Origin of the sequence: Microbacterium sp. ET2, from assembly GCF_030347395.1 — a bacterium.
Classification (GTDB): Bacteria; Actinomycetota; Actinomycetes; order Actinomycetales; family Microbacteriaceae; genus Microbacterium; species Microbacterium albipurpureum.
The window spans coordinates 1,853,279-1,873,069 of sequence record NZ_CP128170.1; the positions used below are offsets into that span (position 1 = coordinate 1,853,279).

The 19,791-nt window shown below is 67.6% G+C and carries 22 protein-coding genes and 1 pseudogene; 9 read left to right on the forward strand and 14 right to left on the reverse strand.

Annotated features, from left to right (window positions below; translation table 11 throughout):
• Positions 1 to 103 precede the first annotated feature (103 nt).
• Positions 104 to 1,879: an ABC transporter ATP-binding protein gene (locus QSU92_RS08880; protein ID WP_289261058.1), complete on the reverse strand. Its 1,776-nt coding sequence runs from the start codon at positions 1,877 to 1,879 to the stop codon at positions 104 to 106.
• Positions 1,876 to 3,528: an ABC transporter ATP-binding protein/permease gene (locus QSU92_RS08885; RefSeq protein ID WP_289261059.1), complete on the reverse strand. Its 1,653-nt coding sequence runs from the start codon at positions 3,526 to 3,528 to the stop codon at positions 1,876 to 1,878. The genes QSU92_RS08880 and QSU92_RS08885 overlap by 4 nt, the downstream gene beginning before the upstream one ends.
• A gap of 77 nt (positions 3,529 to 3,605) precedes the next feature.
• Here QSU92_RS08885 and QSU92_RS08890 point away from each other — a divergent pair, with 77 nt between their 5' ends.
• The 3 genes from QSU92_RS08890 to QSU92_RS08900 are packed head-to-tail and all read left to right on the forward strand — an operon-like array spanning position 3,606 to position 6,567.
• The gene (locus tag QSU92_RS08890) at positions 3,606 to 4,742 is read left to right on the forward strand and encodes a FecCD family ABC transporter permease (RefSeq protein ID WP_289261060.1); all 1,137 of its coding nucleotides are present in this window, start codon (positions 3,606 to 3,608) and stop codon (positions 4,740 to 4,742) included.
• A gap of 56 nt (positions 4,743 to 4,798) precedes the next feature.
• A complete protein-coding gene (locus tag QSU92_RS08895; protein ID WP_289261061.1) occupies positions 4,799 to 5,791 on the forward strand; it encodes an ABC transporter substrate-binding protein in 993 nt (330 codons plus the stop codon).
• Positions 5,788 to 6,567 (forward strand): ABC transporter ATP-binding protein, encoded by a 780-nt coding sequence (locus QSU92_RS08900; RefSeq protein WP_289261062.1) that lies wholly within the window; start codon positions 5,788 to 5,790, stop codon positions 6,565 to 6,567. Before QSU92_RS08895 ends, QSU92_RS08900 begins: the two co-directional genes overlap by 4 nt.
• An 89-nt stretch (positions 6,568 to 6,656) precedes the next feature.
• Here QSU92_RS08900 and QSU92_RS08905 read toward each other — a convergent pair whose 3' ends face one another.
• Together QSU92_RS08905 and QSU92_RS08910 are read right to left on the reverse strand one after the other, a co-directional pair.
• Positions 6,657 to 6,953: a hypothetical protein gene (locus tag QSU92_RS08905; RefSeq protein ID WP_289261063.1), complete on the reverse strand. Its 297-nt coding sequence runs from the start codon at positions 6,951 to 6,953 to the stop codon at positions 6,657 to 6,659.
• Complete coding sequence (locus tag QSU92_RS08910; protein WP_289261064.1) at positions 6,940 to 7,263, reverse strand: ArsR/SmtB family transcription factor; 324 nt, start codon at positions 7,261 to 7,263, stop codon at positions 6,940 to 6,942. The genes QSU92_RS08905 and QSU92_RS08910 overlap by 14 nt, the downstream gene beginning before the upstream one ends.
• Positions 7,264 to 7,379: 116 nt before the next feature.
• On the opposite strand from QSU92_RS08910, the gene QSU92_RS08915 reads away from it, so the two are divergent.
• The 3 genes and pseudogenes from QSU92_RS08915 to QSU92_RS08925 form a co-directional block, all read left to right on the forward strand.
• A complete protein-coding gene (locus tag QSU92_RS08915) occupies positions 7,380 to 7,745 on the forward strand; it encodes an ArsR/SmtB family transcription factor (RefSeq protein WP_289261065.1) in 366 nt (121 codons plus the stop codon).
• Entirely contained in the window at positions 7,742 to 8,839 is a 1,098-nt protein-coding gene (locus QSU92_RS08920; protein WP_289261066.1) for a cation diffusion facilitator family transporter, read from the forward strand. The genes QSU92_RS08915 and QSU92_RS08920 overlap by 4 nt, the downstream gene beginning before the upstream one ends.
• Before the next feature lie 12 nt (positions 8,840 to 8,851).
• Positions 8,852 to 9,120, forward strand: a pseudogene (locus QSU92_RS08925) (hypothetical protein); the annotation flags it as partial.
• On the opposite strand, the gene QSU92_RS08930 reads toward QSU92_RS08925, so the two are convergent.
• Positions 9,018 to 9,608 (reverse strand): SRPBCC domain-containing protein, encoded by a 591-nt coding sequence (locus tag QSU92_RS08930; protein ID WP_333783416.1) that lies wholly within the window; start codon positions 9,606 to 9,608, stop codon positions 9,018 to 9,020. The pseudogene QSU92_RS08925 and the gene QSU92_RS08930 sit on opposite strands and share 103 nt — an antisense overlap.
• Here QSU92_RS08930 and QSU92_RS08935 point away from each other — a divergent pair.
• On the forward strand, positions 9,607 to 10,329 hold the full coding sequence (locus QSU92_RS08935; RefSeq protein ID WP_289261067.1) for an alpha/beta fold hydrolase: 723 nt from the start codon (positions 9,607 to 9,609) through the stop codon (positions 10,327 to 10,329). The genes QSU92_RS08930 and QSU92_RS08935 overlap by 2 nt on opposite strands.
• Positions 10,330 to 10,440: 111 nt before the next feature.
• On the opposite strand, the gene QSU92_RS08940 is transcribed toward QSU92_RS08935, so the two are convergent.
• The 7 genes from QSU92_RS08940 to QSU92_RS08970 form a co-directional block, all read right to left on the reverse strand.
• Positions 10,441 to 10,899, reverse strand: coding sequence for a hypothetical protein (locus QSU92_RS08940; RefSeq protein WP_289261068.1), 459 nt, complete (start codon positions 10,897 to 10,899; stop codon positions 10,441 to 10,443).
• Positions 10,805 to 11,152: a hypothetical protein gene (locus QSU92_RS08945; RefSeq protein WP_289261069.1), complete on the reverse strand. Its 348-nt coding sequence runs from the start codon at positions 11,150 to 11,152 to the stop codon at positions 10,805 to 10,807. Before QSU92_RS08945 ends, QSU92_RS08940 begins: the two co-directional genes overlap by 95 nt.
• 56 nt (positions 11,153 to 11,208) lie before the next feature.
• A complete protein-coding gene (locus QSU92_RS08950; RefSeq protein ID WP_289261070.1) occupies positions 11,209 to 12,489 on the reverse strand; it encodes a sensor histidine kinase in 1,281 nt (426 codons plus the stop codon).
• Positions 12,490 to 12,505: 16 nt separating this feature from the next.
• Complete coding sequence (locus QSU92_RS08955) at positions 12,506 to 13,183, reverse strand: response regulator transcription factor (RefSeq protein WP_289261071.1); 678 nt, start codon at positions 13,181 to 13,183, stop codon at positions 12,506 to 12,508.
• A 76-nt stretch (positions 13,184 to 13,259) separates the two neighbouring features.
• Complete coding sequence (locus QSU92_RS08960) at positions 13,260 to 14,171, reverse strand: DUF808 domain-containing protein (protein WP_289261072.1); 912 nt, start codon at positions 14,169 to 14,171, stop codon at positions 13,260 to 13,262.
• Positions 14,172 to 14,270: 99 nt separating this feature from the next.
• Positions 14,271 to 14,870, reverse strand: a complete 600-nt coding sequence (locus tag QSU92_RS08965; RefSeq protein ID WP_289261073.1) for a TetR/AcrR family transcriptional regulator — start codon at positions 14,868 to 14,870, stop codon at positions 14,271 to 14,273.
• 122 nt (positions 14,871 to 14,992) lie between these two features.
• The gene (locus QSU92_RS08970) at positions 14,993 to 15,583 is read right to left on the reverse strand and encodes a small multidrug efflux protein (protein WP_289261074.1); all 591 of its coding nucleotides are present in this window, start codon (positions 15,581 to 15,583) and stop codon (positions 14,993 to 14,995) included.
• A 197-nt stretch (positions 15,584 to 15,780) separates the two neighbouring features.
• On the opposite strand from QSU92_RS08970, the gene QSU92_RS08975 reads away from it, so the two are divergent.
• Positions 15,781 to 16,395, forward strand: a complete 615-nt coding sequence (locus tag QSU92_RS08975) for an Atu4866 domain-containing protein (protein ID WP_289261075.1) — start codon at positions 15,781 to 15,783, stop codon at positions 16,393 to 16,395.
• On the opposite strand, the gene QSU92_RS08980 is transcribed toward QSU92_RS08975, so the two are convergent.
• Positions 16,368 to 16,748, reverse strand: a complete 381-nt coding sequence (locus QSU92_RS08980; RefSeq protein WP_289261076.1) for a VOC family protein — start codon at positions 16,746 to 16,748, stop codon at positions 16,368 to 16,370. The two genes, QSU92_RS08975 and QSU92_RS08980, sit on opposite strands and share 28 nt — an antisense overlap.
• Before the next feature lie 101 nt (positions 16,749 to 16,849).
• On the opposite strand from QSU92_RS08980, the gene purL reads away from it, so the two are divergent.
• The gene (purL, locus tag QSU92_RS08985; RefSeq protein ID WP_289261077.1) at positions 16,850 to 19,180 is read left to right on the forward strand and encodes a phosphoribosylformylglycinamidine synthase subunit PurL; all 2,331 of its coding nucleotides are present in this window, start codon (positions 16,850 to 16,852) and stop codon (positions 19,178 to 19,180) included.
• A gap of 99 nt (positions 19,181 to 19,279) precedes the next feature.
• On the opposite strand, the gene QSU92_RS08990 is transcribed toward purL, so the two are convergent.
• Positions 19,280 to 19,732, reverse strand: coding sequence for an SRPBCC family protein (locus tag QSU92_RS08990; RefSeq protein WP_289261078.1), 453 nt, complete (start codon positions 19,730 to 19,732; stop codon positions 19,280 to 19,282).
• Positions 19,733 to 19,791: the final 59 nt, after the last annotated feature.

Below are 19,791 nucleotides of genomic sequence, written 5' to 3' on the forward strand. Positions count from 1 at the left end.
GCGAACGCGGTGGACACGTGTCCGTGGTTGTTCGCGTTGGGCGCGAGGATCTGGTCCTCGGAACGCTCCGTCGCAACCTGCGTGATGGTGATCTGCATATTCGTCACCCCCTTCTTCCTTCTCGTGCGCCGACCCGGATGGTCGAGGCGTCGGGGTCTTCGAGGGCGAGCAGCGAGCGGTATCGCGGGTCGTCGGTGAGCGTGTCGTGGGTGCCGTCTGCGATGACGCGGCCGTCTTCGATCAGCACGACGCGCGGCATCCGGCGGATGGTGGATACCCGGTGTGCGATGACGATGGTGGTCCGTCCGAATCGGACGCGGGCGAGGGTGTCGGCGAGGTCGCGTTCCAGGATGGTGTCGAGGTTGGCTGACGCCTCGTCGAGGATGAGCACGGCGGCATCGCGGAGCATCGCCTGCGCGATCGCCACTCGTTGCCGTTGCCCACCGGACAGTGCGGTGCCCCGTTCCCCGACAGGTTCGTCGAATCCCCGGGCGAATGTGGCGACGGTGTCGGCGAGGCCTGCTCGTTGCACGGCTTCTTCCAGCTGGGCGTCGGTGGCGTCGGGGTGGGCGAGCAGGAGGTTGTCGCGGAGGGACCCGCGGAAGATGAAGGGGTGTTGCGGGATGAGGGCAACTTCCCGGCGGGCGGTGTCGGGGGTGAGGGTGCGGAGCGGTCGTCCGTCGAGGAGGATGCTGCCGGAGGTCGGGTCCCACAGCCTGGTGAGCAGCCGGGCGATGGTGGACTTTCCCGCTCCCGAGGCGCCGACGAGCGCCAGGTGTTCGCCGGGTTGAATGTCGAGGTCGAGGCCGTCGAGCACGAGATGTTCCGCGGTGTACCCGAACGTCACGTCGCGCAGTTGAACCGCCCCGGCGCCCAGGCCGGGACGGGTGTCGTCTCCTGGGAAGACCTCGTCGGGTTCGTCGAGGAGAGAGAGGATGCGGGTCGCTGCTGCGGACATCTCGCCGATGCGCTGCAGCATCGCAAAGGCCCCGGCGGCGGGGACGATCGACGCCGTCGCGAGCACAGTCGCCGGCGGGATCAGGACCGGATCGATCGCTCCTGCCGCGGCCGCGCCGACGAGGATCAGGAGGAAGCTGAAGGTGGTGGCGGCCACCACGAGGTCGGCGAGACCGGCTTCGAGCGCGCTGCGGAGTGAGAAGCGCCGTTTCGCGGATTGCACGGCGCGGGTGTGTGCCAAGACCGTGTCGCGGTGCTGGCCGGCGAGATCGAGGGCGGCGATGTCTCGGCGGGACTCCATTCCCTCGAACGTGGTCGCGCGCAACGCGCCCAAACGTTCCCGGATGTCCGCGCCTTGCCGTGTCTGCGCTGGGGCGAGCAGCCACGGCACTGTTAGTAGCAGGGCGATCCCGACCGGGACGACCAGCCCCACGGGGCCGACGAGGATGACGAGCGCGATGCCGAACGGAACGGGGGTGAGGAGGGCGTTCAGCGCGGCGCCGAGGGTGTGGGCGTAGAACCACTCCATTGCTTCGACATCGCCCATGGCGGTCCCGGTGACCTCCCCGGCGCGCCGGCGAGCGGATCGACCGGGCACGATGCGTTCGATCGCGTCGTACACCCGCAAACGGAGCGCGGCGATCACCCGGTAGGCGAGCACGTGACTCAGCCAGGACTCGATCCACGTGAACGCGCCGCAGGTCACGATCGCGGCGGCGAGCCCGATCAGTAGGGCCGCCACAATCGCGTCGTCGCCTGCCGTGACGACGGAAGCGATCGCGGCGCTGAGCCCAGCCGCGGCAGCGGCTGCCAGCTGATAGGCCGTCATCGACAGCGCTGATCGGATGAACAGTCGGCGATCGGCGGGAGCGAGCACCGTGAGAAGTCGGAGGACGGGTCGAAGCATCGCCATCGTGCTCATGCCGTGACCTCGTCTCGCTGCGCAGCGTCCAGCTTCGCTAGTGCTCCGCCGGCGGCGACGAGTTCGTCGTAGCGGCCGTGTTCGAGGACCCGCCCCTCGCCCATGACGAACACCTCGTCGACGTCGCGGATGCTGCTGAGCCGGTGTGCGACGACCACTGTCGTCACAGGGGCGCCATCGCCGGTGTGTCGGGGAAGACCTGCCAGCAGTGCGCGTTCCCGACGTGTGTCCAGCGCGCTGGTCGCTTCGTCCAACAGCAGGATCGGAGCGTCGAGGAGCAACGCGCGCGCCACCGCGAGCCGCTGTCGTTGGCCGCCGGACAAGAGAGCGCCGGTATCGCCGACCGGAGCATCCAGTCCACCTCGATCGATACTGGCCAGCTCGAGCGCCTGCGCCTTCTCGAGTGCCTCGAGAAGGCGGGCGTCATCGGCTTCCGGTGCGATTACGGCGAGGTTGTCGCGCACGGTGCCTGAGAAGATGACCGGATCCTGGGAGACAAGCGCTATCGCCATCCCAGGGGCGGTTTTCTGGACGGCGACGCGACCGGAGGTCGGCGTGAGGAAACCAAGCAGGATGTTCGCGATCGTCGACTTGCCGGATCCTGACGCTCCGACGATGGCGACGCGGTTGCCTTCCCGAATTCGGAGCGAGACATCGCTGAGCGCATCGGTATCGGCTCCGGGGTAGCGGGCGACGACATTCTCGAGCTCAACCGCATAGGGCGCCGCTGCGCCGGCACGAGAATCCGGGTGGGCGGCCGCGGAGTCCTGCGCGCGATCGAGCTCGTTGAGGATGCGGCCACCGGCTGAGACCCCGAGATAGCCGGCGTGCCAGTGATTCGCGAGATCACGAAACGGCCGGTAGGCCTCGAAGGACAGCATCGTCACCAAGAAGAGAGCGGAGGCCGGAAGAGCCCCGGCGTTTACCCGAACGACCGCGACACACAGGACGATGGCAGGACCAGCGAGAAGCAGGAACCCGGTGAGCCCGGACTCGACGAGCGACAGTCGCAGCTGAGCGAGCGTCGCCGTCAGCAGGTTCTCGCCTGCTGCATGGAGCCGTCGCCGGGTTCGACGCGTCGCGCCGAGCAGTTTCAGCGTCTCCATCCCGCGCATCGCGTCGACAGTGTCTGCGTGCAGCCCGGAGTACGCCCCCCAGTGATCGTCGCCGCGACGCTGTAGCGCTGCGTCCCAGAGTCGCGGCACAGCTAGTACCGCGATGGCCGCGGCCGCCGCCACGAGCCCTACGACCGGGTCGATCACCGTGAGGAATGCGATCACGCATACGGCGGTGACGGCGGTGACGACAACTTGGGGGATGTAGCGGGCCACGTACGGCTCAATGTTTTCGACCCCGTCGACCAGGAGCGAGTCGGCCTCACCCGCTCGCTGCACACCGGCCGTGATGGGACCGGCGGCTGCGGTTGCGTCCAGCATCTGGGCGCGTAGTTTCGTCTTCGCTCGCGACGCCGCAGCGTGGGCGGCAATCTCTCGACCCGCGGTGGCGAGGGGCCGAGCGAGAAGAGCGGCTGCCAGCACGATCAACGGGACGACAAGGGTAGACAGCGATTCTCCGGTCACGATCCCGGCGAACACGCGCGCCGTCGACACGGCCTGCGTAATCGCGAGGGCGCTGAGCACCAGCCCCATCACGATTGTGGCGGCGACGGCAACGCGCGCTGGCGCGGCCAGTCGCAGAAGTCGGAGGTGAATCACGGAGTCCTTCGATGTGCAAACGAGAATCGTTATCAATAAGCTGTGTTCCTGTGTACACGACCAATGCGCCTCCGCGCCACTCCGACGCTCCATCCGGGGTGACATTGGGAGACGCGGCGCGGCGCGCCCGCCGGCGCGGCGGCGTCCTCCTTGTCGCACTCTGCTTGACACTCGTCGGGTCGGCGATCGTTGCAGTCGGGATCGGTCCCGTGGACGTATCTCCCGCTGTGGTAGCACGGGTGATCGGCGCTCAACTCGGCCTCCCCCTCGAAGCGACGTGGAGCTCCTCCGAGGAATCGATCGTGTGGCTGATTCGCGTTCCCCGGGTGCTATTGGGTGCGTTCGTCGGCGCTGTGCTCGCGATGACGGGCGCGGCCATCCAATCGCTCGTGCGCAATCCGCTCGCTGACCCTTACCTGCTGGGAATCTCATCCGGTGCCTCAACCGGAGCGGCGGCGAGCATCCTGTTCGGCATCGGTTCCGGCCTGGGCGCGATCGCCCTCACCGGTAGCGCGTTCGTCGGAGCGCTGCTCGCGATCGTGCTCGTCATGACGATCGCGAGAATCGGTGGCCGCTTCGTTCCGTCTCGGTTGATCTTTGCCGGAATCGCCGTTGGCTTTGCTTTGACGGCGTTGACGAACTTCCTCGTCTTCGCAAGCGAGTCGCGGGACGGTACGCGCGCGGTGCTCTTCTGGATGCTCGGATCCCTCGGTCAAGCCCGATGGCCCTCCGTGCCGGTCGGGCTCATCGCCGTTGTCGTCGCGCTCGTCGCCTTCACCCTGTGGGCGCACCGGTTCGATGCGATCGCCATCAGTGACGACACCGCTCTGGCGCTGGGAACCAACCCCACGCGCTTCCGAGCCGCCGCGGTGATCGTCGTGTGTCTGGTCATCGCGGCCGCCGTGTCTGTGTCCGGCCTCATCGGCTTCGTGGGTCTCGTTGTGCCGCACATCGTAAGACGCCTCGTCGGCGGGCGGCACAGCATCGTGATCCCGACCTCCGCCGTCCTCGGGGCACTCCTACTCGTCTGGGCCGACGCCGCAGCTCGCGTCGCTTTCGCGCCACGCGAACTGCCGTTGGGGATCCTTACCGCACTCATCGGGACCCCGCTCCTCATCGCCCTCATCCGGCGCTCAGCAGAGCGCTGATTCCTTCGCCCGTCCTTCCTCGCAAGTACCTGCCACCACCCGAAAGAGAGAAACTCATGATCAAGAACCACCTCCGGCGCCGCTCTGGTGCCGCCCTCGTCGCGGTAGGGGCGCTCGTCGCCCTGACGGCATGCTCCACGGCAACGGCTGAGGCCGAGGCCGAAGGCGCGTACCCGCTCACAATCGAGAACTGCGGTGCCGACTTGGAGATCGCGTCCGAACCCGCTTCGGTTCTGACGATCGGGACCTCGGCCATCGCCCTCCTGGACACTGCCGGCGCCTCGGACCGGATCACCGCCCGGAGCGGCGAATTCGGCGCCGACCTTCCCGAAGGTCTCGACAACCCGCCAACCGACGCGACCATCGTCGATCCCTCCGACCCCACCGCCGAGTCCATCATCGGAGCAGAACCCGACATCATCGTCGGCTACGGACTCTTCAATGCCGCCCCGGAAGACATCGCCGCAGCAGGCATCCCTGAGATCGTGATCGACGGAGAGTGCAGCCACGACGCCGCACTCACGGAGAAGACCGACTTCGACGCGATTTTCGCCGACGTGAGCCGGCTTGCCACCGTGTTCGGCACCGAGGCTGCCGCCGACGCCAACCTCGAGGAGCTTCGCGCAGAGCTCGACGACCTGACCGCCGCCGCGTCCACGGAAACTGAGCGCGGGACCGCGGCCGTCGTCTACTACTTCTCCGAATCGTCCACGCTTTCTGCCCGCGGCGGGCAGGGCATCGCCGACGACGTCTTGGACCGCGCCGGCTTCGACAACGTCTACGGCGACGAGCCGTCCGTCTACCTCGAGGTGAACGTGGAGACGCTCCTCGACGCCGACCCCGACACCATCGTGCTCGCCTACGGCCTCTACGGGGAAAGCTACGAGGACGCGAAGGCTCACCTGCTCTCCGAGCCCGGCGTCACCGATCTTGAAGCCGTCAAGGCCGACCGCATCGTAGGAGTACTCGCGTCCGACCTCTCGCCCGACCCCGGAGCGCTCCGCGGACTGCGTGCCGTGCTCGAGGGCACCGGGCGCCTCTCGCAGTGATCGACGTCGACGGCTTGGTCGTGCGCTACGGCCAAGCCGTCGCCGTCGACGATGTAAGTGTTGACCTCCCCACCGGCAGGACGGTCGGGCTGATCGGTCCGAATGGCTCAGGGAAGTCATCCATCGTCCGAGCCATCTTCGGAGCCATCGATCGGATGCGCGGAACGGTCGTCGTCGACGGCGATGCCCTCGACACGCTCTCCGCACGGGATCGCGCCGAACGGATCGCCGTCGTGGCCCAGGAAGAACGAACGGGTCTTCCCCTCACGGCGTGGGACTCAGTGATCCTCGGACGTTCCATTCGCATCTCCGGATGGAGCCGCTACCGGCCCGAAGACGAGGCCGCCGCCGAAGACGCGATGCAACGCGCCGGTGTCGACCACCTCGCCCAGAGGTCGGTCGACACGCTCTCCGGGGGTGAACGCCAGCGTGTCCTGATCGCCCGAGCCATCACCCAAGGAGCAAGCCACCTGCTCCTCGACGAGCCCACGAACCATCTCGACATCCGCTACCAGCACGAGATCCTCGCACTCGTGCGCAGCCTGCCGCTCACCACGCTCGTCGTGCTGCACGACCTGAACCTCGCTGCCCGATACTGCGACGAACTCGTCCTCCTCGACAATGGTCGCGTGGTCGCCATCGGATCACCGGATGAGATCCTGCAACCCGACCTCATCGCTTCCACGTATGGCATCGGCGCCCGTCGCGCCGACACCGAGGGCGTACCTCAGCTCACCTTCTTCCCTCTGCCTGACACCGCTCACGTGGGTCGCTGACAGCTCACCGCCAGGCTCAGAGGGACAGACAAGAGCCGGCGGATGCCCGCCGGCCCTTGAGTCCGAGTGCGCGGCAGGCGCCGCGGCGGTCAGTGCTCGTCGTAGTGCTCGCCGTGGGTGGCGTGCTTGTGTCCATCGTGCACGTAATCCACGTGGTCGTCGTGCTGAACAGCCTCGTGACCACAGTCCGTGCCGTGTGCGTGTTCCGCAACCGTGTGCTCGGCGACGCTCTCGTGCTCGTCGTAGTGATCGCCGTGCGCCGCGTGGTGGTGCGTGCCGTGGACGTAGTCGACGTGATCGTCGTGCTGAACAGCCTCGTGGCCGCAGTCGGTTCCGTGCTCGTGTTCGGACACTGTGTGCTCAGCGTGGATCTCAGTCGTGCTCATCGTTCTCTCCTTTGTCAGAGGGGTCCTCTTCGAGGACGTGGGTGATCGCGTCGTCGACGACATGCGCGATGTGGTGGTCCGCGAGCTGATACACCGCTTCTCGTCCCGTGCGTGACACGGTCACAATCCCCGCCTGCCGCAATGTCCGAAGATGCTGCGACACCAGCGGTTGCGACATCTCGCTGCGTTCCACCAACGCGCTCACCCCGGCGGGCTCCGCGGCCAGCAAGCGCAGGAGGTAGAGGCGAGAAGAGGAGCCCAGGACCTTGAACAGCGCCGCTGTGGCTTCCAACCCCGCCTCACGTGTCATAGGACCATCACAACACTCACATAATCGAATGGCAATACGTTTATGCAATTGGGAATGATGATCATCAGTGGCTTCCCCCCTGTTGCCCATGTTGAGTGGCGGCGTAGTATTTGCGTATGCGCGTAGATAAGCAGGAATGCGGGTATCGGCCGGACAGCTCCTATGTGGAGCTCGCCGTGGAGGTCTTCGGGATGTTGGCGGACGCCACGCGGGTGCGGATCATCCTTGCGCTGCAGGGCGCGCAGGAGATGTCGGTGAACAGCATTGCTGAGGCAGTCGACAAGTCGCCGGCTGGTGTGTCGCAGCACTTGGCGAAGCTCCGTCTTGCGCGGATTGTTGCGACTCGTCAGGAGGGGCAGAAGGTGTTCTACCGGTTGGAGAATGAGCACGCTTCCCGCCTGGTCGCGGACGCGATTTTCCAGGCGGAGCATTCGTTGGGTGGCACTCCGCACCACCACCACGCGGATCGAGCCACTGAATGACACCCGGCAACGAGCACGACGGCACCGGCGCGCATCTGCGGACGCGGCACGACCACGACCACGACCACGACCACGACCACGACCACGACCACGACCACGACCACGACCACGACCACGGTAGCGATCACCGTCATCCGACCGGCTTCAAGGGTTTCGTGTACGGGCTGTTCGTGCCCCACTCTCATGACGCTGCGGACTCCGTTGACGATGCGATGGAAGCGAACAGTTCTGGCATTCGCGCGCTGAAGATCAGCCTCCTCATCCTCCTCGCGACGACAATCCTCCAAGCGGTGGTCGTCCTCTTCAGCGGCTCTGTGGCCTTGCTCGCGGACACCATCCACAACTTCTCCGACGCTCTAACCGCCGTTCCCTTGTGGGTGGCGTTCGTGCTCGGCCGTCGCGCAGCATCTCGCCGGTACACCTACGGGCTGGGCCGCGCCGAGGACCTCGCGGGGCTGTTCATCGTGTTCGTCGTCGCGCTGTCCGCGATCGTGGCCGCCTGGCAATCGATCGACCGAATCATCCACCCTCAGCCGATCGGCAACATTGGTTGGGTCATCGCCGCCGGCGTCATCGGGTTCCTTGGCAACGAGATCGTCGCTGTGTACCGCATTCGGGTCGGGCAACGCATCGGCTCTGCGGCGTTGGTTGCGGATGGCGTCCATGCCCGTACCGATGGATTCACATCCTTGGCCGTCGTTGCAGGTGGAGTCGGCGTGCTGTTGGGCTTCCCGCTCGCTGACCCGATCGTCGGGTTGATCATCTCCGCCGCGATCTTCGTCCTCCTCATCGGCACCGTTCGGAGCGTGGGCCGACGACTGCTCGACGGGGTGGAGCCCGAACTCGTCGACCGCGTCGCGCACGCCCTCGATCACGTCGAAGGAATCGACCGCGTAGACCGCATCCGACTCCGATGGAACGGGCACCGCCTCGAGGGAGACGCAATACTCACCATCGATGCCACAGCATCTCGTCAGCAGCTAGAGGCAATCAGCGCCCACGCAAACCGCAACGTTCGCGCCCTCCTCCCGAACGTCGACGAGTTCCTCGTCAGCACCCGCCTCGTACAAGAAGGTGGCGAACACCGACCGTAAATCGTCATGGGAGGGCTCATCCTCAACAGCCTGCTCGGGTGGTGGTGGGCCGACGCGATCGCGGGTCTCGTCATGCCGGCTTCGCGGTCCGCGAAGGCCTCGAAGCCTGGTGCGGAGACGCCTGCGCCACCTCGGTCGGCAAGCTCGTCGAGGACGATCATGACGACGAAGCTCACTATCACCACCAGCCCAGCCGGACCGCCCTCGGCATCGCGAAAAGCCCGCCTGCACCCCAATCGCGGAGATCTCCGCACCATTTAGGACAACCGGACGGGACCTGACACCGTGTCGAGCCAGTTGCAGGATTCGGCCGCCCGGGATGTGTCACGACAAAGTCAGCTCGAAACGCCCGAAACCGCCCACGCAGCGTGACACCTAGTGTCATCTCGCTGCGTTCCCGACATGAAGCTTTCACGGGTCTGGACCCGGCTGCGAGAGTCGTGGTGAACACGAGGGTTTCCAGAGGATCCACGTCCAGGAAGCAGCCCGTGATGTGTGGGACGAACGGTCCTTCATCGACGCTCATCTCGGTGCGGAGCCCGCCGCCCGGACGAGGATCAAGCTCCACCACCCGGCAACGCGCAGGCACGGGCAGCCACCAGCGCTCGAGGCTCGCCGCCACCGTCCACGCGTTCCAGACTGCCGATCGTGGTGCCCGGATGACACGCTCCATTAAAGGTCGGCACCTATATGCAATATATTGCAGTACCTCGGTGTTGTGCACCTGCAACGGGCTCACAAGAGCCGCCTTTCGAAGGAAGAGAGTCATGACAACCAACGAAGAAATCAAGAACGTCGTCCTCGTTCACGGGGCATTCGCGGACGGAGCCGGCTGGCGCCGGGTTTACGACCTGCTCACCGCCCGGGGCTACCGGGTGTCGATCGTGCAGAACCCGCTGACCTCGTTCGCCGACGACGTCGCCGCCACCACGCGCGTCTTGGACCTGCAGGACGGACCTGCGATCCTCGTCGGGCACTCCTGGGGCGGCACCGTGATCACCGAAGCCGGCGTGCACCCGAACGTCGCCGGCCTGGTCTACGTGTCCGCGCTCATCCCCGATGTCGGGGAGACCAGCGGGCAGCAGTACGAGGGCTTCGCTCCGACACCGGACTTCGTCATCGACGTCACCCCAGACGGCTTCGGCTACCTCAACCGCGACGCGTTCCGCGGCGGGTTCGCCGCCGACCTCGACGAGGCCGATGCCGCGTTTCTGGCCGACAGCCAGGTGCCGGTGAACATGGCGGTCTTCGGCGAGGCGGTCACGGTTGCCGCGTGGCGCGACAAGCCGAGCTGGGCCGTCATCGCCACCGAGGACAAGGCGTTCGACCAGGCCATGCTGCAGCACATGGCCACCCGCATCGGGGCTGAGATCACCAACGTCCCCGGCAGCCACGCCCTGTTCATCACCCAGGCCCCTACCGTCGCCGACGTCATCGCCACCGCGGCCCGCACCGCCCCAGACGCGCTTGCGGAGGCGGGAGCTCGTTGACGCGTCAGGGTCAGCTCGCCCACCAGCGCGAAACGAGGCGTGGCGGTGAAGCAGGCGCGTCGCACACCGGCCCGGGCTTCCGCCCGGGCCGGTGCGTCAGGCAGTGCCGCGTCAGTCGTCGACGTTGGCCGTGAGCACGGCGAAGTCGGCGTCGAGGTTCAGATCGATGAAGCGGGCGTCGTCGGTGAGGACGGTCACGTCGTAGGGAGAGGTCGCGTCGTCATCCACCTCCAGGTCGGTGATCCGTCCCTCGGTCTCGCCGAGCGCCGCTGCGACGAGGGCGTCAACGGTCGCGGTGTCGAGGACGCCCTGCGGCGCCGTGTCGTCGTCGTCCGAGGTGTCGGTCGAGATGACCATCGCCGTCCCATCAGGGCTCACGCGCACCTCGGACTCGTCGCCCGCGCTGGTGCGGAACTCGACATCCCAGCTGCCGTCACGCTCGGCATCGATGGCGACCGGATCGCCTTCGGCGACCTCAGCGGCGGCCGCGATGAGGTCGCTGGTGCTCGGTCGCGGAGTCGGTGCCCATGTCGGGGGCGGCGGTTCCGGTCGATCCACCGGTGCGGTCATCGTCGCTCGTCGTCGAACCGACGACGGCGCGGTCGTCGTCGTCATCCTCGAGGGCGTCGGCGATCGCGGCACCTGCGGCGACGCCGCCTCCGGCGAGAAGGAGGCCGCCCAACACGGCACCCCCGGCGATCAGCAGCGTGCGCGTGCGCGGACGCTTCCGGTCGGGAGTGGGCGCAGGCGCGGAGGCGGCGGTGTCGGCGGGGAGGGCGGGCTCAGTGGGGATGGCCTGGGGGTCACGGGTCGATTCGCTCATGCCGTCAGCGTGCCCGTCGGGTGCTGAAGCGAGGCTGAAGGATCCTGAATCGCTCTTCAGGATGCCGCGGGCAGGGTCACGGTGAAGCGGGCGCCGCCCCAGCGCGACTCATCGAGCGTCACGTCGCCGCGCGACGACGTCGCGATGCCGCGGACGATCGCAAGCCCCAGGCCCGCCCCGCCGTCGTCACGTGCGCGCGCCTCGTCGAGCCGGACGAATCGTTGGAAGACGCGGTCGCGATCGGCGGGCGGAACCCCGTCACCGTCGTCCTCGACCATCAGGGTCGCGTGAGAACCGCGCTGCTCCACCGAGAGCGCGATCCGCCCGCGCGCGTGCCGCGCGGCGTTATCGGCGAGATTGCGCACGAGCTGCGCCAGCAGTCGAGGGTCGCCCTGCACCCGCGCAGCGCCCACACCCGCGGCATCCACCTGATGTCCCGCTGCTCGCAATCGCACGGCCTCCGCCAGGGCGAGGTCGTCGAGATCGATCGGCTGCCCGGACGTGGCGGGTGCCTCGTCGAGCCGTGCGAGAAGGAGCAGTGCATCGACGAGACCCTGCAACCGCAGCCCCTCCTCGTGCACCACGTCAGCGAGCTCGGCCATCGACATCGCCTGGGGATGGGTCTGCGCGAGTTCGGCGTGCTGGCGGATCGTCGATAGCGGCGACCGGAGCTCGTGAGAGGCGTCGGAGATGAACCGGCGCTGTGCCTGAGCGGACGCGTCGAGCCGGTCGAGCATGCCGTTCATCGTCGCCGCCAGCGCGGCGATCTCGTCGCCGGAATCCGGCACGGGCACGCGCTGATCGAGACGGTCGGCCGTGATGCCGGCCACCTGCGCCTGTATCCGCGCAACCGGACGGAGGGCCCGGCCCACCACGAACCACGTCGTCGCCGCCACCAATCCGAGGATCAGCGGCACCGCGATCCCCAGCAGCAGCGCGACCGTGCCGAGCGTCTCGGTGTCGTCGTCGATCGGCACGCCGACCACCAGCACGAGATCATCGTCCAGATCCTCCGAGACGAACAGCACCGGGTCGTCGTCGATCGATGCCACCCCGGGGTCGTCGGAGAGAGGCAGGATCTCCCCTTCGGCCTCCTCGCTGGCGGCCACGACCCGGCCATCGGCAGCGACGATCTGAACGATCTCTTCGTCCAGAGCCGTCACGACGCCGTTGCCCCCCTCCTCGACCCGATCGGCGAGCTCTTCCGACCGGATGGTGGCGGCTCGCTCCGACGCGGCCGAGACGCTCGTGCGGAGCACCTGGAAGAACCCCACCGCCCCCACGATGAGCACGACGGCCACGACCACCGTTGCGGCCAGGGTGGTCCGGGCGCGCACCGAGCGCCAGGCCGGCCTACCCACCGTCCGCCGCCAGTCTGTAACCGGCGCCACGGACGGTCTCGATGGTCTCGCGGCCGAAGGGCCGGTCGAGTTTGCGCCGCAGGTGCCCGACGTACACCTCGACGATGTTCGGGTCGCCGTCGAAGTCGTCGTCCCAGACTCCAGCGATGAGGTCACGCTTCGACACCACCTGTCCGCGGCGGCGGATCAGGTACTCCAGCACCGAGAACTCCCGCGCGGTGAGCTCGATGGCGGTCTCACCTCGCCAGACCCGGCGCGCGCTCGAGTCGACCCGCAGATCTCCCGCCTCCCAGACCACGGGCCGCTCCACTCCGCCCCGGCGGATCAGAGCGCGAAGGCGCGCCACCAGCACGGCGAACGAGAACGGCTTGGTGACGTAGTCATCCCCGCCGGTGTCGAAGGCCTCCACCTGGTCCCATTCGCCGTCTTTCGCGGTCAGCATGAGCACCGGCGTCCAGTTCTCCTCGGCGCGCAGCGCTTCGCACACCTTCCAGCCGCTCATCCCGGGCATCATCAGGTCGAGTACGATCGCGTCGTAGCGCGCGTTGCGCGCACGCCACAGACCGTCGACTCCGTTGTGCGCGACATCGACGGCGAAGCCTTCGGCCTCCAAGCCGCGGCGCACGCCGTCGGCCAGTCGCACCTCGTCATCGACTACCAGAATTCGCATCTCGAACAGTCTCGCGGGATGTCCTGAAGCGCGGCTGAAGCGGGCCGGAGCGGCGGACCACAGAGTCGTCGGCGGATCACTCCGACGACGCGGCCCCGTGGTGTGCGCGCTCTCGTCGCGACGAGGGCAGGAGCCGACGGACACCCATCACCACGCCGACGATGAGGAGACCCACAACCAGGCCGAAAACGGCGGAGACTGCCGTGTCGACGATCCAGACCGCGACCGGGCCCGCCGCCTCCACCAGATGGGTGATCGCGTGGAGGAGATCGTAGGGTCCGTGCCAGAACGTCTCGGCCAGGTTGGTGATGACGAGGTGACCGCCGACCCAGAGCATCGCGACCGTGCCGACCACGCTGATCACGCGGAACACCGCGGGCATGGAGGCGACGACACGAGCGCCGGTGCGACGGACGCGGCGCGAGGGACTCTTCATCAGCCGGAGCCCGATGTCGTCGATCTTGACCAGCAGCGCGACGGCGCCGTAGACGAGAGCGGTCATGCCGAGCCCGATGACCGCGAGCGAGGCGAGGGTCATGCCCAGTCCGAAATCGGGATCGAGGTTCGTCAGGGCGATGAGCATGATCTCGGTGCTGAGGATCAGATCCGTGCGGATCGCGCCGAACACGAGCTTCTTCTCGTCTCGCGGTTCGTCTTCCTCGGTCTCGTGGTGTGCGCCGAACCACTCGAGCACCTTCTCGGCGCCCTCGTAGCAGAGGAAGCCGCCGCCGATGATGAGGAGGTACGGCAGCACCCACGGCGCGAAGGCGGTCAGCAGCAGCGCTATCGGGATGATGATGACGAACTTGTTGACCAGGCTCCCCAGCGCGATCTTCCACACGACCGGCAGCTCGCGCGCGGGGGTGATGCCCTGGACGTACTGCGGCGTCACGGCGGCATCGTCGATGACGACGCCCGCGGTCTTGGCACTCGCCTTCAGCGCCGCAGTGAGGATGTCATCGACGACGGCGAGCAGCCCTACCGACATATGCGCTTCTCCCTCTCGCCTGAGCATCTTTCCCGACCACTCAGAGCACCCGCCCTTACGCTATCCGCTCGCGCGGTGAACCCCGGCGGCGTTGACAGGTCAGCTCGGCGGCCAGTTCAGGAGCGCCGCGTCGACGACCCGCTGCAGGTCTTCCGCCGGCGCTCCGCCGGCCGCCTCGACGGATACCCCATCGGCCACCGCCGTGAGATATCGGGCGATCAGGTCCGGATCGGCGTCAGCCGGAAGATCCCCCTCGCCGATGGCACGCCGAAAACGGTCGCGAAGATCGGATCGAGTCCTGGCGCGCCACGTTGTGAGGATGCCCTGCGCCGTCTCGCCGGTCACGCCCACGGCGAGAGCCGCGCGCACCCCGAAGCATCCGGATGGTCGGCCGGGCTGCGTACCGGCCCGCACGGCCCCGTCGAGATACGCGCGTGCCACCTCCCTCGCGGTGAGCGCGGCGACCGACTCCCGGGCGTAGGAGCCCGGCCCCTTCTCGTAGAGCTGCAGGACCTTCAGGAACAGGTCTTCCTTGTTCCCGAATGCGGCATACATGCTCTTTCGCGAGATGCCCATGGCCTCGGTGAGAAGAGCGAGGCTCGCACCTTCGTATCCGTGCTCCCAGAACACGACGAGCGCCTTCTCCAGAGCGGCATCGGAGTCGAAGGATCGAGGACGACCGCGCCTCGTCTGCTCCATGTGATCAACCTAAACCTCTCGTCGGAGAGAACCGTCGGACAACGACGACGACGCTCGCGCTCGGGAGTTCACTCCGAGCGCGAGCGTCGTGGATTTCATGCCGGCGTGATCCCCTCAGGCGATCACTGCCAACCGAAGAGGTTGACGACTCCCAGTGCCGCGGCGGCGACGAGCCCCGTCCACAGCACGATCGCGACGGCCTGCCAGAGGATCACCCACCCCTTCTTGACCCCGGAGGCGACGAAGAACGCTGCGGTCAGCTGGGTCGGCAGCGCGAACGGCGCGATGATGCTCGCGCCCGGTACGCCGAACCGGACCAGCCACCGCTGCAGGCGACGGCGGCCTTTCGCCCGTCGAGAATCGCCCTCAGTGTCGGTGTCGGTGTCGGTGGCCGTCGGGCGTTCCATCACCATCGTCGAGCTCGTGCTGGTCCGCGGCGCTGTGGCAGCGGCCGATGTCCTCGCGGCTCGGCGGGCGACCACCGACTCGCGGACACGCGAGCCGAGCAGGACGACGAGAACCACACTCAGGAGATTGCCGACGATACCGGCGAGCGCGGCAACGACGGGATGGATGCCGCCGAGAATGCCGATCGCTGCAGACCCCTCACCCTCCACATAGGGGATCATCCCGAGGAGAGCGACGAGCAGCGGCTGGAGGAACTCAGGAAGTTGGTCGACGAAGGCTTGAAACCCTTCGTACGGGCTGGACATGGATCACTTCTTTCTCTTCGCCCTTGTGGGGCCTTGTTCTCGGAGGATGCGGTCAGCCCCCCGGTATCACGTCATCGGCACCCATTTATGCACCGATCGATGCGTAATAACGCACACCCGTGAGAATCATTCCCATACGGTCGGCGCTGCCCTCATCGGTCGTCGCAACCCGTGCGCCGAGCCGTAGCATCCCTGGGATGACCGACCTCATCGTCACCGGTGCCATCCTTCAGCGGACGCCCACCGACACCGCCGTCGGCGACCTCTTCGTTCGCGGCTCGATGATCACCGCCGAGGGAGACCCGGCAGCTGATTCGGCAGTCGTCGACGGCCGCGGCGCCTCGATCGTGCCGCTCTTCGTCGACACGGTGTTCGGCTCACCTGAGCCACCCGCCTCGGACGCGTTCGACCTCATCCCCGGGCATCCGGCGACCTTCGCCGTCATCGACGACAGGGTCGGCTCCGACGAGATCCGGCACATGCTCGTCGTCCGCCCGGACCGACTTCGCGCGGTCGTCGTCGACGGTTCGGTGATCGTCCGGGACGGTCATTCACTTCGGCCGGCGGGCACCGACCTGAGCCCCAGCGATCCGCGCCTCACGGCGTGGACCGACCCGCGCCGCGACATGACGCAGTATCTGACCGCGGACGGCCGGTACAGCGAGACCCGCGGCGGCCGCCGAGACGCCTGGACCGGGCAGTTCTGGATCGACGGAGCGCGGATCACCTACCTCGACGACTCGGGATTCTGGGCGTTCGGGCAGTTCCACGGCGGTCAGCTGCATCACGCGGGCTTCGTGCTGGAGAGCTGATCTCTCGCGTCGATGACGCAGAACCGGACGCCCTCGGGGTCTTCCATGATCACGAAGTCCGCGTCCTCCGGCATCCGGTCCCAGGGCACCACGCGCGCACCGAGGGCGATGAGCCGCGCCACTTCGGCCTGCTGGTCTTCGGCGTAGAGGTCGAGGTGGATCCTGGGTGGAAGCGTACGGGGTGCCGGCACCGCATCGAGGGACACGTTCGGCCCCGTCCCGCTCCGCGGCCGCAGCAGCGCGAAGTCATCATCCCTCGGCTCCCGCACCTCGTAGTCGAGAGCCTGCGTCCAGAACGCCGTCTGCGCGTCGAGGTCGTCGACGCGGATGACGATGGATCCGACGATGAGCATGGGGCGACCCTACGCTCCGGCCGATCCGCTCGCGAGCCATGTCGGGGGCACAACTAGACTGATCGCGTCCGGCGCCCCGCGATCTCCAGGAGTTCAGCCGCGTGACCACCCCCTCCACTTCCCTGGCAGACACCGTCTCGAACGCGCTCGCTACGCCCGAGCGAGAGCAGCCGTTCGCCGCGCTGGGTTTGAAGCCCGACGAGTACGAGCGCATCCGCGACATCCTCGGCCGTCGACCTACGAGCGGCGAGCTGGCGATGTACTCGGTGATGTGGAGCGAGCACTGCTCCTACAAGTCGTCGAAGATCTACCTGCGCCAGTTCGGCCAGAAGGTCTCCGACGAGATGAACAAGCGCCTCATGGTCGGCATGGGTCAGAACGCGGGCGTCGTCGACATCGGCGAGGGCTGGGCGGTCACCTTCAAGGTCGAGTCGCACAACCACCCCAGCTACATCGAACCCTTCCAGGGCGCCGCGACCGGCGTCGGCGGCATCGTCCGCGACATCATCTCGATGGGGGCCCGCCCGGTCGCCGTCATGGACCAGCTCCGCTTCGGCGCGATCGACGACCCCGACACTGCGCGGGTGGTGCACGGCGTGGTCAGCGGCATCTCCTTCTACGCCAACTGCCTGGGCCTTCCGAACATCGGCGGCGAAACGGTCTTCGACCGCGTCTACCAGGGCAACCCGCTCGTCAATGCCCTCGCGGTCGGCGTGCTCCGCCACGAGGATCTGAAGCTCGCCAACGCCAGCGGCGCGGGCAATAGGGTCGTGCTGTTCGGCGCGCGCACCGGCGGAGACGGCATCGGCGGAGCATCCATCCTCGCATCGGACTCCTTCGACGCGAGCGGCCCGACCAAGCGCCCCGCGGTGCAGGTCGGCGACCCGTTCGCCGAGAAGGTGCTCATCGAGTGCTGCCTGGAGCTCTACCGCGACGAGCTCGTGGAGGCCATCCAGGACCTCGGCGCCGCCGGCATCTCCTGCGCGACGAGCGAGCTCGCCGCCAACGGCGGCTCGGGCATGCGCGTCGACCTCGAGAAGGTGCTGCTGCGCGACCCCACGCTCACGCCGGAGGAGATCCTCATGAGCGAGAGCCAGGAGCGGATGATGGCGATCGTCGCCCCCGACAAGCTCGACGCCTTCCTCGCGGTGACCACCAAGTGGGACGTCGAGACGAGCGTCCTCGGCGAGGTCACCGGCGACGGACGCCTGCAGATCTTCTGGCACGGCGAGGAGATCGTCAACGTCGATCCCTCGACGGTGGCCGTCGACGGCCCGGTGTACGAGCGCCCGGTCGCCTACCCGACGTGGATCGACGCACTGCGGGATGACTCCGCCGAGGCCCTCCCCCGCCAGAACGACCCCGCGAGCCTGCGAGAGCAGTTCCTCGCGCTGGTCGGCAGCCCCAACCTGGCCGATCCGTCGTGGGTCACGAACCAGTACGACTACTACGTCATGGGCAATACCGCGCTGTCGTTCCCCGATGACGCCGGCATGGTCCGCGTCGACGAGCGGTCGGGCCTCGGGTTCGCCATCGCGACCGACTGCAACGGCCGCTACTGCCAGCTCGACCCCTACGAGGGTGCCAAGCTCGCCCTCGCCGAGGCGTACCGGAACGTCGCCGTCACCGGCGCCGAACCGACCGCGGTCACCGACTGCCTGAACTTCGGCAGCCCGGAGAACCCCGAAGTGATGTGGCAGTTCTCACGCGCGGTCGAGGGGCTGGCCGACGGATGCCTCGAGCTCGGCGTCCCGGTCACAGGCGGCAACGTGTCGTTCTACAACCAGACCGGTGACCAGCCGATCCACCCCACCCCGGTGGTGGGCGTGCTCGGCATCATCGACGACGTCGCCCGCCGCATCCCGTCGGGGTGGCAGGATGCCGGCGAGAACATCTACCTCCTCGGGGTGACCTCGACCGAGCTCAGCGGATCGGCATGGGCCGAGACCGTACACGAGCACCTCGGTGGCCGCCCCCCGGAGGTCGACCTCCCTCAGGAGAGACGGCTCGCCGAACTTCTCCACGCGGCTTCGCAGCAGGGGCTCGTCTCCAGCGCCCACGACCTCTCGACCGGCGGTCTCGCACAGGCTCTCGCCGACTCGGTGCTGCGGTTCGGAGTCGGAGCCCGGGTGTGGCTGACGGAGATCATGGAGCGAGACAGCGTCGACGCGGCATCCGCTCTCTTCTCGGAGTCCACCGGACGCGTGCTCGTGTCGGTACCCCGCGAGGACGACGTCAAGTTCCGCGGGCTCTGCGAGGGTCGCGGCTACCCGGTGCTGCGCATCGGCGTGACCGACGCGCCCGCCCAGGGTGAGGCCGAGCTGGAAGTGCAGGGACTGTTCTCCGTGCCGGTGCCCGAGCTCGGAACGATCTCCCGCGCAACGCTCCCCGACGCCTTCGGCCCCACGATCACGGAGCCCGTCGCGGGGTGACGCACCTACGGTGACGCACCGCTGGTGACGCACCGCGAACGTCGAAGAGCCGGGAGCATCCCGCCCCCGGCTCTTCCGGCCCCCGCCTGCAGACCTGGATCAGGACTGCACGTCACCGCGCCATGCGCCGGTCTCGCCCCCGCGCGACTCGATGAACGTCTTGAAGTTCTTCAGGTCCTTCTTGACCGAGCGGTCGTCGATGCCGAGGGCATCCCCGACGTGCTCGACGAAGCCCTGCGGCTCCCAGTCCAGCTGCACCGTGACGCGCGTCTCGGTGTCGCTGAGCTTGTGGAAGGTCACCACGCCGGCGTGATCCTCACCGCCGGTGCTGCGCCACGCGACGCGCTCGTCGGGGTGCTGCTCGGTGATCTCGGCGTCGAACTCGCGCTCGACGTTGCCGATCTTCACGCGCCAATGGTTGTGGGTGTCATCCAGCTGGGTGATCGACTGGACGAAGCTGAGGAACTCGGGGAAGGTCTCGAACTGAGTCCACTGGTTGTAGGCCGTGGAAACCGGGACATCGACATCGACGGTTTCGATGATGCGCGCCATGTCGCACTCCTTTCGTCGACAGAGCCGGGTTCGGCCCCGTCGAGGGAAATCTATCGAGC